The 12,860-nt window shown below is 65.8% G+C and carries 9 protein-coding genes; 3 read left to right on the top strand and 6 right to left on the bottom strand.

Annotated elements, in window-relative coordinates:
* Position 1: 1 nt before the first annotated feature.
* Positions 2 to 1,027, bottom strand: coding sequence for a LacI family DNA-binding transcriptional regulator (locus C7446_RS01410; protein WP_170149965.1), 1,026 nt, complete (start codon positions 1,025 to 1,027; stop codon positions 2 to 4).
* Positions 1,028 to 1,336: 309 nt separating this feature from the next.
* Between C7446_RS01410 and C7446_RS01405 the strand changes: the two genes are divergently transcribed.
* Genes C7446_RS01405 through C7446_RS01395 form a run of 3 tightly spaced genes read left to right on the top strand, consistent with a single transcriptional unit; the run spans position 1,337 to position 5,702 of the window.
* Positions 1,337 to 2,686 (top strand): MFS transporter, encoded by a 1,350-nt coding sequence (locus C7446_RS01405; protein ID WP_281272316.1) that lies wholly within the window; start codon positions 1,337 to 1,339, stop codon positions 2,684 to 2,686.
* Between the two features lie 37 nt (positions 2,687 to 2,723).
* Positions 2,724 to 3,875, top strand: coding sequence for a mandelate racemase/muconate lactonizing enzyme family protein (locus tag C7446_RS01400; RefSeq protein WP_121170566.1), 1,152 nt, complete (start codon positions 2,724 to 2,726; stop codon positions 3,873 to 3,875).
* 27 nt (positions 3,876 to 3,902) lie between these two features.
* The gene (locus tag C7446_RS01395; RefSeq protein ID WP_170149964.1) at positions 3,903 to 5,702 is read left to right on the top strand and encodes an alkaline phosphatase family protein; all 1,800 of its coding nucleotides are present in this window, start codon (positions 3,903 to 3,905) and stop codon (positions 5,700 to 5,702) included.
* 7 nt (positions 5,703 to 5,709) lie between these two features.
* On the opposite strand, the gene C7446_RS01390 is transcribed toward C7446_RS01395, so the two are convergent.
* From C7446_RS01390 to C7446_RS01370, 5 genes are all read right to left on the bottom strand, one after another.
* Positions 5,710 to 6,768 (bottom strand): dipeptidase, encoded by a 1,059-nt coding sequence (locus C7446_RS01390; protein WP_121170562.1) that lies wholly within the window; start codon positions 6,766 to 6,768, stop codon positions 5,710 to 5,712.
* 30 nt (positions 6,769 to 6,798) lie between these two features.
* Positions 6,799 to 9,468: a M16 family metallopeptidase gene (locus C7446_RS01385; RefSeq protein ID WP_121170560.1), complete on the bottom strand. Its 2,670-nt coding sequence runs from the start codon at positions 9,466 to 9,468 to the stop codon at positions 6,799 to 6,801.
* Positions 9,469 to 9,550: 82 nt separating this feature from the next.
* Positions 9,551 to 10,774, bottom strand: a complete 1,224-nt coding sequence (locus C7446_RS01380) for a heme biosynthesis HemY N-terminal domain-containing protein (RefSeq protein ID WP_121170558.1) — start codon at positions 10,772 to 10,774, stop codon at positions 9,551 to 9,553.
* Positions 10,771 to 12,069, bottom strand: coding sequence for a uroporphyrinogen-III C-methyltransferase (locus C7446_RS01375; RefSeq protein WP_121170556.1), 1,299 nt, complete (start codon positions 12,067 to 12,069; stop codon positions 10,771 to 10,773). The genes C7446_RS01380 and C7446_RS01375 overlap by 4 nt, the downstream gene beginning before the upstream one ends.
* Positions 12,066 to 12,857 carry a uroporphyrinogen-III synthase gene (locus tag C7446_RS01370; protein ID WP_245977593.1) on the bottom strand — a complete coding sequence of 264 codons (792 nt, stop codon included), beginning with the start codon at positions 12,855 to 12,857 and terminating at the stop codon, positions 12,066 to 12,068. The genes C7446_RS01375 and C7446_RS01370 overlap by 4 nt, the downstream gene beginning before the upstream one ends.
* Between the last annotated feature and the right edge of the window lie 3 nt (positions 12,858 to 12,860).

The raw sequence follows: 12,860 nt of genomic DNA, 5'->3' as shown, positions 1-12,860 counted from the left end.
CTCAGGTACTCTCACGGGTGATCAGGTGCACGCCGAGATCTACCTGATGAGCCTCTGCTTCCCCCGACTTGCCGAGTCGGGCGAGCAGCAGTTCGGCGACCTGCTGGCCGATCTCATATTTGGGCGGCTCGACAGTCGTCAGCGGCGGCACCGTATTGGGGGTGAATTCCAGATTGCCGAACCCGGCCACCGCCAGCCGCTCCGGAATCTCCCAGCCACGACGCTGGCACTCGAACATCACGCCCAGCGCCACCATGTCGTTGGCACAGAAAACGGCACTGATCGATGGCCGCTCGGCCATCAGTTCGCTCAGCAGCGTCCCGGCTTCCGCGGTATCGGTTGCTCCGCTCAGTTCACGCATGGTGACCCGACCACGGCCCTGCTCGATGCCCTCCCGGAACCCCCGATAACGCTCACCGGCTCGCACATCCCGGCTGAAGCGAGGGCTGATGAAGGCGGTATCACGGTAGCCGCGCTCGAGCAGATGGCGGGCGATCAGCTGACCGGTCGCATAGTGCGAAAAGCCTGCCACCATATCCAGCGCCGGTTGCCCGTAGTCCCACATCTCCACCAGCGGAATATCACTGTCGAGCAGCATCGATACCGTGCGACGGCCGTGACGGAAACCTGTCATTACCAGCCCCGCGGGTGACCAGCTCATCATCGAGCGGACCAGCTCTTCCTCGCGCGCCTCGTCGAATTCGGTGTTGCCGATCAGCAGTTGATAACCCGCCTCCCGCAGCCGTTTCTCCAGCGTATCGAGCGTCGCCGCAAAGAAGGAGTTGCTGATGGTGGGCACCAGCACGCCGATGATGCGGGAGCGGGACGACGCCAGCCCACCGGCCATGGTGTTGGGCAGATAGCCCAGCCGATCCACCGCCGCCCGAATACGCTGGCCGCGCTGTTCGGAGACCTCATCGGGCCGGCGCAGATAGAGGGATACGGTACTGGGGGAGACACCTGCAATACGTGCCACATCACCCATGGTGACACGCTGGGAACCTCGTCGCTGTCTGGATGTGGCCAAGGCTGTTCGACTTCCTCTGCAAGCGATGATGCCGAGCTGCGAAGCAGTTCCGGACGGGCGAGTCATCTTCTCTGCTGGCCGAAGACAGCGCAACCTTGCCGGCGCGTGAGGGGCTGCCGGACCGGCTGTCAGCTGCGACCAAGGTGGGATGGGATCGTAATAATCGTACCGCTATCGTAGCGCTACGAAATAGATGTCGAAATCGTGTCCCATGGCGACGGGTGCAGCGTTTCATCAAACGCATTCCGAGAAACACCTTTCGTCTCGAGCCACACAACCTTTTTTGCAGCGCTACGAAAGAGACGACTCATGAATGAGATGTTCCGCAGCCGTGCCAGCGCCACGACCGACCAGCCACGCCAGACCCATGTGCGCTATCTGATTCTTGCCATGCTGTTCGGCATTACCCTGATCAATTACGCCGACCGCTCCGCGATTTCGATTGTCGGACCGGCACTGCGCGACGACCTGGGGATCAACAGCGTCACCATGGGGTATATCTTCTCCGCTTTCTCATGGGCCTATGTCATTGCCCAGCTCCCCGGCGGCTGGCTGCTGGATCGCTTCGGCTCCCGTCGGGTTTATGCCGCCGGCATTCTGCTGTGGTCGACCTTTACCTTCTTTCAGGGCACCGCGGGCGCCTTTACCGCCGGGGCTGCCGTGATCGTGCTGTTCGTCCTGCGCTTTCTGGTGGGGCTGGCGGAGTCTCCCTCCTTTCCGGGCAACAGTCGCATTGTCGCCAGCTGGTTTCCGCTGCAGGAGCGCGGCCGGGCCGCCACCATCTTCAATTCCGCACAGTATTTCGCCACCGTGCTGTTCGCACCGATCATGGGGGCACTGACCTACCATTTCGGCTGGGAGGCCACCTTCTTCGTCATGGGCGCGCTGGGCGTGGTGTGTTTCTTTATCTGGCTGGTCGTGGTGCACGCCCCGCGCGATCATCAACGCGCCAACGAGGCCGAAGTGGCCTATATCGCCGAGGGCGGTGCGCTGGTCGACATGGATCACGACAGCCGGACGCAGACCAGTCAGCGTGGTCATACCGGGCGCACCCTGCGGCGCCTGCTCTCCTCGCGCATGCTGGTGGGCATCTATATCAGCCAGTACTGCTTCAATGCGCTGACCTGGTTCTTCCTCACCTGGTTTCCGGTCTATCTCGTCGATGCCCGCGGCATGAATATCCTCGAGGCCGGTTTCGTGGCCTCGATCCCGGCCGTGTGCGGCTTTGCCGGCGGCATTCTCAGCGGGGTCTTTTCCGACATGATGCTGCGCCGCGGGCATTCGCTGACGGCGGCTCGAAAGACCCCCATCGTGCTGGGCATGACGCTGTCGACCAGCATGCTGATCTGCAACTACATCGATATCGACTGGCTGATCGTGGCCATCATGGCACTGGCCTTCTTCGGCAAGGGCTTTGGCGGCCTGGGCTGGGCAATCATGTCCGACGTCGCGCCGAAAGAGGCCAGCGGCCTGAGCGGCGGTCTGTTCAACATGTTCGGTAACTGTTCGGGCATCGTGACGCCGATCGCGATCGGCTACATCGTCAACGACACCGGCTCCTTCAATGGTGCGCTGATTTTCGTGATCGCCCACGCCCTGACAGCCGTCTTCAGTTATCTCTTCATCGTCGGCCGGATCGAACGCATCCGTTTCGACTGACCCACCCCGCGCTTTCGCTATCACCCAGGAGCCGGAAATGATCATCACCGAGCTGAAAACCCATGTGCTCGCCGCCCCACTCGAGCAACCGTTCGCTTTCTCCCAGGGCTGGGTACAGCGCCGCACCGCCATGCTGGTCGAGATTGTCACCGACGAAGGTCTCACCGGCTGGGGCGAGTGCGTCAACCACGGCCTGCAGCCACCACAAGTGGCGCGCGCCATGGTCGAGCACGCCCTGAAACCGCTGATCATCGGGCGCTCGATCTTCGAGCGCGAAGTGCTCTGGGAAGAGATGTACAACCATACCCGCCCCTATGGTCAGAAGGGCATCGCCCTGTTCGGCATTGCGGCAATCGATATCGCGCTCTGGGACCTCGCCGGCAAGGCACTCGGCCAGCCGATTCATCGTCTGCTGGGCGGCGCCTTTCGTCGCGAAATCAGACCCTATGCCACCGGGTTCTATCGCCGTGAAGGGGGTCGTTACCCCGAGGAAGTGGTGGAAGAGGCGCTGCGCCACCAGGCCAATGGCTATCGGGCCATGAAACTCAAGACCGGCTTTGGTATCGAGGCCGACCTGCGTGACATGCGCGCCGTACGCGAAGCCGTGGGGGACGATATTGCCCTGATGATGGATGCCAACTGCGCCTATAGCGTGCCCGCCGCACGTCGAATCCTGATGGAGCTGGAAGAGACCCGGGTGCATCTCTTCGAGGAGCCGTTGAGCCCGGAGAACCGACACGGTTACCGCGAACTCAAGGGCGTGTCACGCACCTGGATCGCTGCCGGTGAGAACGAATACTCCCGCATCGGCTATCGCGACTTCATCAGCGAGGGCGCGCTTGATGTGATTCAGCCCGATATCGGCGCCGCCGGCGGGATCACCGAATGTCGCCGCATCGCCGCACTGGCGCAGGCCTGGCACATCCCGGTCATGCCACACGTATGGGGCACCGGCATCGGTCTGGCCGCCGCCGTGCAGTTCATCGCCACTCTGCCGCCCCAGCCACTCTCCCTGACCCCGGAGGCGCCGATGCTCGAATACGACCAGTCGAGTCACCCCTTCCGGCGCGAGCTGATCAGCGGCGAATTCGCACTCAATGCCAACGGCTGTGTTGAGGTGCTTGAGCGCCCGGGGCTGGGAATCGACATCGATCGCAGTGTCATCGACCACTACCGGCTCGACGACTGATCGCACCACTTCATCAGGATGACAAACATGCAGGATTCACAGAGAAAGGTCGTGGTACTGGGCGTGGACGGGCTGATCCCGGAACTACTCGAGCGCTTCTGCGATGAAGGCGTGCTGCCCAACATCCGGCGCCTGCTCGACGAGGGCGGTGCGACCCGACTGATGCCCTGGATCTCGACCTGGGGTGACACCAACTTCGTGACCATGCTGACCGGCCAGGCACCGGGTACCAGCTGGATCGGCCAGCGCATGCCGCCTGTCGGTACTCGGCATCTGCTGGAGCTGATGAGCGAGCAGGGATACAGGAGTGCCCTGGTGCACTTTCCCGAAAGTCTCCAGCCGAGTGGCGCGCAGGATTTCTGCCTGGCGCCCTTCTGGAGCGGTGCCGGCCCGGCCCCCATGGAAATGGCGGCTGCCGCCCTGCACACCACGGACGATCTACCGGTGACAGCGCAGCCCTCGGAGTCGCTGGGTTGGCCGCCTGCCGGTGCCACGCTCGCCCATCACCAGAAGCACAATCGTCGGGCGATCGAAGTGCATGACGAAGGCTTCACCGCCACCCTTCAGCTCAACGATGGCACCACCCGGTCACTGCGTATGCAAGCCGATGATGAGCGCCTGACCCTGCATTGCCACGATCGACCCATCACTCTGAGCAGTGGCGAGTGGAGCGAGTGGTTGCCGATCGGTGACGATGAATACTCGGGACGAGTACGTTTCAAACTGCTGGCCTTCGACCCGATCCATCACCATGTCGAGCTGCTGCAGTCCCAGATTACCGTACCGGCCGAGCACAGCAGCCAGCCCGAGCTGGCACGTGTCCTGATCGATCGGCATGGCCCCTTCATCTCGAAGTGGACGGTCACGGCTTCGCCCGACGAGCGCTGGTTCGAGACCAGCTTCGAGGAGGGACGCTATCAGCTCGACTGGCTCACCAATGCGGCCATGACCCTGCTCAACGAGCACGACTTCAACCTGTTCGCCACGGTATTCCGGCTCAACGACGAAACTCACCATACCTGTCTCGCCCAGTGCGATCCCGCCTCGCCGTTTTACCGCCCCGAGCAGCGCGAACGCTATCTGGACGTGATCCGCCGTGCCTATCGGGTGCTCGACGAGGGCGTAGGACGCCTATTGCAGCAGCGCCGTGACGATACCCTGATCGTGCTGGCGTCCGATCATGGCGACGTGCCCAACCGCTATCTCTGCGATATTTACCGTCGGCTGGCAACATTCGATCTCTGCACGCTCGATGACTACGGACAGCCAATCCGCCATCAAAGCCGAGCGTTGCTCAAGGATGAGCGCGGCGGACTGGAGATCTTCGTCAACCTGGCCGGACGCGACCCCGAAGGCGTGGTCGCGCCGGCCGATTTCGATCAAGTGCAGACCCGTATTCTGCGCGCCCTCACCAGCTGGTACTGCGTCACCCCCGACGGTGAGCAGAACGTGATCGCCGTGGCGCTGAAAAAATGCGATGCCCAGGTACTGGGCTACTGGGGTGAACATGCCGGCGATGTCCTCTTTGCCTACAGCCCGGGATTCGTCTGGGGGACCAACCAGCACGGCGATACCCTTGCCCCGGTGCAGAGCCCGGGGGCCAATCATGGCCCGCAGATCCCCAGCGCGCGCACCGATTTTGCCTCCAATCACGGGCTGGCCGTGCTACACGGCCCGGGAGTGCGCACCGACGAACGCTCCGGCCTGGCGATCAGTGAAGGACTGCCACGCATGAGTGATCTCGGCGCAACACTTGCGCACTGGCTCGGGCTGGCCGAGCGCGGCTCACTCGATGGTCGGGTGCTGACTGCGCTGTTGAAGAGCTAGTGCAGGCTCACTCGCCCCAGGTCTGCTCCAGCACGCGCAGCCAGTTGGCGTGACAGAGCCGGGTCATGAGCGGCGCATCGACGCCGTGACGCTGCAGCGCCTCGCGCAGCACCGGCAGTCCGCTGCAGTCACCGATCTCGCGGGAGACCGTGGCGCCATCGAAGTCGGAGCCCAGGCCCACGCCCTGCTCCCCCAGATGCGCCAGCAGGTGGTCGAGATGGCGCAGCATGAGGTCCACCCCGAAGTCGCCGTTCATGCGGCCGTCGGGGCGCAGGAAGGCCGCGGCGAAGTTGAGGCCTACCAGTCCGCCGCGCTCGGCGATCCGGTCAAGCTGGTAGTCGGTCAGGTTGCGCGCATGGGGGCAGAGGGCGTGGGCGTTGGAGTGGCTGGCCACCAGCGGGGCCTCGGAGAGGGCCGCCACGTCATTGAAGCCGGCTTCGTTGAGATGGGAGAGATCCAGCATGATGCCGAGCCGGTTGCACTCGCGCACCAGCCGCCGGCCGGCGTCGGTCAGCCCCGGACCGGTATCGCCGGTGGCAGGAAAGCGAAACGGCACACCATGGCCGAACACGGTGGGACGGCTCCACACCGGCCCCAGCGAGCGCAGCCCCAGGCCGTGAAAGCGTTCCAGCGCCTCGCAGTCGGCATCGATCGCCTCGGCGCCCTCCATGTGCAACACCGCCGCCAGCCGTTCACTGCCCAGGGCCGCGCGAATCCCGCCTGCCGTGGTGCAGGGCGTGATGACCCCCAGTGCCGCCAGCCGCTCGAACTGTTCGACCTGCGCCAGTGCCATCGGCAGTGCCTGGTCGGCAGGCAGTGCCGGCGGCAGCGGCAGATCGTAGCCCGTCCCGTCGAACGCTCCCATGCCCGCGACACCGGATTCGCCCACCGGGGGTGCGAAGATCGCGAACAGCCCGCCGCCCCAGCCGCCGCGGCGGGCGCGCGGCAGGTCGATGTGGCCCCCGGGACAGCCATCACGGATCGCCTCGGCATCGACCGTGCCCTGGTAGAGTCGCAGCAGCAGATCGTTGTGACCGTCGAAAACGGGCAGGACGCTCGGGTTCATGCCACCTCCTGAAGTGCGCGCGGGCCGAGGCTACTGCCCGGAATCCGGGCCGCGCACGCCGGTCACCAGGTCATCCGGGCGCACATGCGCCTGCCAGGCCGCCTGCACCGCCTGCGGCGTCAGCTCGAGATAGTGCTGCGCGGCGCGGGTACTGGCATCGAGCGGCTTGCCGTTGAGCGACAGCGACAAAAGCTGGCCGCCGATCGCCCCATAGCTCGACTCGTTCAGCGGCATCTGGCGCAGCAGGGTGCCCTTGGCACGGTGCAGCTCCTCCCCCGACACCGGTTCGTTTCGCATGCGCTGCAGGTTCTGCAGGATCAGCGAACGAGCCGTTTCGATCTTCTCCGGATCGCTGCCGTAACTCACCTCGAAACGGCCGCGCCGGGCCTGCAGGGAGAAGTTCGAGCCGACGCCATAGACCAGCCCGCGATCCTCGCGCAGCGCCCGGTGCAGCCGCGAGGAGAAGTCGCCGCTGAGGATCTGGTTGCCCAGATAGAGCGCAAAGCGATCGGGGCTGTCACGATCGACATCCACCATCTCCGCCAGACTCACGCTGGCCTGTTGGGCCGAGCTGTCCGGCGTGTGAAAGCGCGATGCCTCGTTGAGCGGCACCGAGGGATAGCGGGTCTCGGGTTTCGGTCCGCTGGCCTGCCAGTCGCCGAAGGCCTGCTCGACCACCCGGCGGGCCCGCTCGGGCGTGATATCGCCCACCACCACGATGGTGGTCATGTCGGGCCGATACGCCTGCTGGAAGTAGTTTCGCACGTCATCCAGCGTCAGTCCCTGCACCGACTCGGGCGTCATGTGCCGCAGCGCCGGGTCCCCGTCGGGCAGCAGGGCCTGCTGCATCGCCTGCTGATCGAGAAAGTCGGGGCTGTTGAGATAGCCCGGCAGCGACGAGGCGTGCTGGCGCTTGAGGATCGAGAACGCCCGCTTCGAGAAGTTCGGATGCTGCTCGTGTTCGGCGAGCAGCTGTACGCCCTGCTCGAAGTGTTCCTTTGCCACCGACAGCGAGAAGCGCGAACCGGCACTCTCGTCGGCGCCGATGGCATCCAGCCGGCGCTGCAGTTCAAGTCGGTCATGCTGCGCGCTGCCGTACTGATAGAGCCCCTCGAGCAGCTCGGCGACACCCGTGTGCTCTGCCGGCACCTGCAGATCGGGATTGGTGTCGATGCCGCCGATCAGGGTCAGCCGCTGGCTGGCCTGCTCGGGCTGCACGATCAGGCGGATGCCGTTGGCCAGCTGCATGTCGGCCGGCTCGAGCGAGGAGACCGGAATATCCAGCTTTGCAAAGGCCTGCTGCGCCCACTGCGGCAGCTCCACCGAGCTCTCCGGGGTAGTGCCGAACTCTTCCGGCTGACCATAGCCCTCCTTCGACACCGGCTCCCCGGACTGTTTGGGGGTCAGCGTCGCCATGATCGCCTGATCGGGGTCGAGTACGCGTTCGGCGAGCGCATTGACCTGCTCGGGTGTCACGGCCTCGATGCGCGCCACCAGCCTGTCGGGCGAGTCGACCCCCTGTTCGACCAGCGCCTCCGACCACGCCCCGGCCAGCCCGGAGATCGAATTGCGCCGCGATTCGATGGCCGCGATCGCCCGTCGCTTGGCGGCTTCCACCAGCGCGGGATCGACGCCCTCGTGAGCCACATGGCGGATGATCTCGCGCATGCGCGCCCGGATCGGGGCCGGATCGCCGTCGGCCGGGAAAGCCCCGTAGGCCATCGCCAGCCCGGCATGCGGCATCAGCCGGCCCCCCATGCCACCGGCCAGCGCCGTACCGTTGAAGCCCATGGCCGCCAGCTCACCGCGCTGCGAGCCGAGCGCATCCAGCATGATCTTCGCCGTGGCAAAATCGTCATCACGCAGCCCCGGCAGCCGCCAGGCCATGTAGATCGAGCCATAGGGATTGTTGGTGGAGAGCTCGAGCGACTGCCCCCTGACCGGCGAGAACTCGAATTCGGGGCGCTCGGGCAGCGGCTGGCGCGGAATATCGCCGAACAGTGACCGCACTTTCGACAGTGTCTGCCCGGGATCGACATCGCCGGCAATCACCAGCACGGCGTTGTTGGGTACATACCAGCTGCTGTAGAACTCCCGCAGCTGCGCCACCGTGGTCCTGTCGAACGAATCGCGGGTACCCAGCGGGGTATGGGCGTAGGGCGTCCCCCGGAAGAGTTCATCGACCAGCTGAGTGTAGAACCGGAACGCCGGATTGGAGAGATCACCGGAGACTTCCTGCTCGATCGCGCCGCGCTCCTGCTGCCAGTCGTCGGCATCCAGATCCAGCCCCTTCATGCGGGCGGCCTCGATATGCAGGGCGACATCCAGGTCATTGCGCGGCACGGTGAAGTGGTACTGGGTCAGGTCCTGGGCGGTGAAGGCGTTCATGTCGCCACCCATGCTGGCCGAGATGGCCGACAGCTGATCCTTCGACAGGCCCGGGCTGCCCCGGAACATCATGTGCTCGGTGGCGTGCGCCATGCCGGGAAAGCCCTCCGGCGCCTCGCTGGAGCCGACCCGGTAGTTCATCTGGGTGGTCACCACCGGCGCCAGATCGCTGTGGACCACCACTACCTGCAGTCCGTTGTCCAGCGTATCGCGCACTACATCACGGCTGTCGCCGGCCATCGCCGGCACCGCCAGCGTCAGACCCAGGCCCACCAGCCAGGCGCCGAACACGGCGCGTCCCGAACGTGTCATGCCACTCTTCCGTTAACCGAAGCGCCCGCAGGCGCAAGAATCATGCGTAAAGGCGGACGCCGGCGCGGGGCCGGCGCCGTCATCAGCGGGTGTGTTCGCTGGGCTGCGGCAGGGTCGGCAGCGAACGGTCGAGCAGTTCCACGCTCTTGCGATAGTAGAACTGGCTCTTGCTGTGCTCGCCGAGATTGGCGTAAAGGCGCGCCAGCTCGGCACAGACCTCGCCGCTGGGACGCTGCCGGTGGCTCGCCTCGAAGTACTCCTGAGCCTTGCCCCAGTAAGCGTTGCGCAGCGACAGCCGACCCAGCGTCATCAGCAGCTCGGGGTCGTTGGGCCGCTCCTGCAGCCACTTCTCGGCCGTCACCAGCTGCCGGTTGGGATCGACTTCGAGAGTGCCGTAGTGACGAATCAGCCGGGTATCCCAGTGCGATTTCAGCGCCTGGCGCAGCTGGCGTTCGGCCTGGGCACTGTCGCCGGCGCGCTGCAGCGCCCCCACATGGAGCAGGATCAGCTCGACGTCACTGCTCAGGTGATCGGGCATGTCGCTCCACAGCGAACGCACCCGTTCGAGCTCATTGTCGCTCTGGCTGGCCTGACGCATCAGGGTGCGGTAGGTGCGCCGCTCGAGATCGGCACGCTCATCCTCACCGATCAGCCGGTGGCGTTCGAGCCGCGGCAGCAGCCGGCGGATGCCCTCCCAGTCACCCACGCCCAGATAGGCCTGCTTGAGCAGCTTGAGCAGCTGGGGGTGTTCGGGCATCTGCTGCTCGAGCCGGGTCAGGGTCGCCAGCGCCTGCTCGTACTGCTGGCGATCGAGCATCAGCTGGGCCTGTACCAGGCTCACGGCGCTGTCGGCGTTCTCGGTACTGCCGTGCGCCTGGCGCAGCAGCGCCTCGGACTGTTCGAAGCGGCCCTGGTAGTGGGCCGCCAGCGCAGCGGAGAGGTAGTTCACCAGCGGCGTCGAGGAGTCCCTGGCGGAGCGGGTCAGCGAGCGTTCGGCACGCTTCCAGCGACCCTCGGCCAGCGCCACCAGCCCCTGCACGGTACGCCGCATGGCCTGGCTGTTGCGCGTCTGGGCATTCCAGCGCCGCATCCGGGTGATCGGCCGACGCAACCGCCAGACGGCCCGCAGCACGAAATGAAACACCAGGAACATCGCCAGCAGCAGCAGCAGGCCGAACCAGAACGAGGTCTGTACCGAGGTATCCCCCACCCGGATCAGCCAGTACCCCGGCACCGACAGCATCAGCTGCCCCATCAGGGCGCCGAGCGCCAGCCCGATGATGATGAACAGGATCAGCTTTCTCATGCCGAATCCCCCTGTTCACCGCCCCCGCGCTGCTGACGGAACTGACGCAGGGCATTGAGCGAGCCGCTGATGTCCGGCAGCTGCGGGCGGATATTGCGCTCACTGAACCGGTCAAGCTGATCCAGCACGCTGCGGGTCGTGCTGTCATCGGTCTTGAAGTAGCCGCGGATCAGCTCCTCGGCGCGTGCGATGCTCTGCCGGTAGACCTCCTCGTTCTGCTTGAGCAACCCGAGCTGGGCCTGCTCCAGCAGCAGCCGGATGTTTTCGCGCAGATAGCCTTCCTGATCAGGCGTGATCAGCGCCTGCAGCGGCTCGTCGTGGCGGCGTACCGTTACCAGATCCTTGAGCTGACTGCCCAGCCGCGCCAGCTGACTGCGCCAGTCGCCGCTGAAGGTGGACTCGTCGGCAGGCTCGGCCGAGAGCGCCTGCACTTCCTGCGACAGTGGCATTCCGGCCAGCCGCTCCTGCAGCGCACCGAAGCGCAGAAAGAGGCCGGTGCGGTCGATATCGGGCACCCCGTCGAGCGCCGAGAGCTCGCTGCTGAGGGCGCGCCGCACCGGGGTCAGGGCCGGGTTGTCGATCTCGCGCAGGCGCTCGTCGGCGGTCGACAGCAGCGAGGTCGCCCCGGCCACGTCACGCTCCAGCTGCAGCCGCTGATTGGCCATGCGCAGCAGATATTCGATCTCGGCATAGACCCACTGGCGACTGTCCTGCTGCTGTTGCTGTCGGCTGGAGAGCTCCCTGAGCACCCGCTGCAGGGTGTCATCGGTCTCCGACAGCCGACTCTGCAGCTGACCGATGCGCTGCTGACGGCTGTCCACCTGCTGCTGCGCCTGCTGGGCGGTCTGTGCCAGCGTTGCCACCCGATCCTGCAGCTGACTGACGGTCTTGCGCTGGCTGTTCATCGCCGACACGCCCCAGACGATCGCGCCGATCAGCACGATCAGGATCACCACCAGCAGTCCGATCATCACCGGCCGGCCGCCGTTCGGGCGCTGGCGACCCGAGCCGGAGCCACCCGAGCCGCCGCCACCGGCAGCGGTACGCTGCGTGCCCGCGCCCTGCTTCGCTCCGGCTCCCCGGTCCGCGGCGGCACCGGCGCGCTCCGTACTGCTGCTGTCGGTACCGGAAGTGCCCGCGGCAGCCTGCGTGGCGTTACTCTCCGGTGCGGCACCGGGATGGCGGGAAGCCGCACTGCCGGTCGCACCGCTGCTGCCCGACGTGCCGCCGCCCTGCGCATCATGCCCGCCGTTCGGGGCCCTGTTCCCGTCGTTGTCGTGTTCCTGACTGCTCATGTATCGCTAGCCCTTTTGTCATGATGAGAAGCGGGCGTCCCGCCCTGGGCGCCGGCCACCGTGGCAGCGAGGCTCGCCGGTGTCGCATCACCGGCAATGCTGACACAGCTGAATCGGTATGTATGCGCCAGTGTAGCCAAACGCGCACTGGAAACGACCAGCGGTCGGGCGCGGCTGGCATCACTGCACCACTGCTGCAGATGCTCGAGCTGCTCGGCACTGGTGACCAGCAGCGCCCGATAGGCGCCAGCTGCCAGACAGCGGCGATCCTCATCCCGTGGTGGGTGCAGGGTGCGGCGATAGAGCGCCAGCCGGGCCACCCGGCCACCGCGTTCACCGAGCGTCCGCTCGAGCAGCTCGCGGCCGCCCTCGCCGGCCGCGATCAGCACCCGCTGATGGGTCAGCTCCTCAAGCTCGGGCATGGCCAGCAGTGCTTCGCTGGCACTGCCACTGCCGCGTGACGGTGCGGCCACATCCACCCCGAGCCGCTCGCCCAGCACCTCGGCGGTACTCGCCCCTGTCGCCAGAAAGCGTACGCCCGTTGGCAGCTGTGGCCAGCGGGCCTCGATCGCCTCGCTCAGACAATCGGCCGCAAACGGGCTGGTGCAGATGACCACCGCAAACTGATCGAGATCATACAGCAGGGTGCGTTCGGCAGGGGTCGGCGTACAGGGTTCGAGCTGCATGATATCCAGCGAGCGCACCCGGCAGGCGCGCTGCTCGAGCGCCTCGACCAGTGCCTGCGCCCGCGCTCCGGGACGGGCGATCAGCACCGGGGCATCGCTCACCTG

Origin of the sequence: Kushneria sinocarnis, from assembly GCF_003633775.1 — a bacterium.
GTDB classification, from domain to species: Bacteria; Pseudomonadota; Gammaproteobacteria; order Pseudomonadales; family Halomonadaceae; genus Kushneria; species Kushneria sinocarnis.
Note: the sequence above shows the minus strand (reverse complement) of the source record. Positions and strands in the feature narration are given on the sequence as shown.

What these genes read in the sequence shown, in the direction of transcription:
- C7446_RS01405 (WP_281272316.1), top strand. Translation starts at nt 1,337, where the DNA reads ATGAATGAGATGTTCCGCAGCCGTGCCAGCGCCACGACCGACCAGCCA.
- C7446_RS01400 (WP_121170566.1), top strand. Translation starts at nt 2,724, where the DNA reads ATGATCATCACCGAGCTGAAAACCCATGTGCTCGCCGCCCCACTCGAG.
- C7446_RS01395 (WP_170149964.1), top strand. Translation starts at nt 3,903, where the DNA reads ATGCAGGATTCACAGAGAAAGGTCGTGGTACTGGGCGTGGACGGGCTG.
- C7446_RS01390 (WP_121170562.1), bottom strand. Translation starts at nt 6,768, where the DNA reads ATGAACCCGAGCGTCCTGCCCGTTTTCGACGGTCACAACGATCTGCTG.
- C7446_RS01385 (WP_121170560.1), bottom strand. Translation starts at nt 9,468, where the DNA reads ATGACACGTTCGGGACGCGCCGTGTTCGGCGCCTGGCTGGTGGGCCTG.
- C7446_RS01380 (WP_121170558.1), bottom strand. Translation starts at nt 10,774, where the DNA reads ATGAGAAAGCTGATCCTGTTCATCATCATCGGGCTGGCGCTCGGCGCC.
- C7446_RS01375 (WP_121170556.1), bottom strand. Translation starts at nt 12,069, where the DNA reads ATGAGCAGTCAGGAACACGACAACGACGGGAACAGGGCCCCGAACGGC.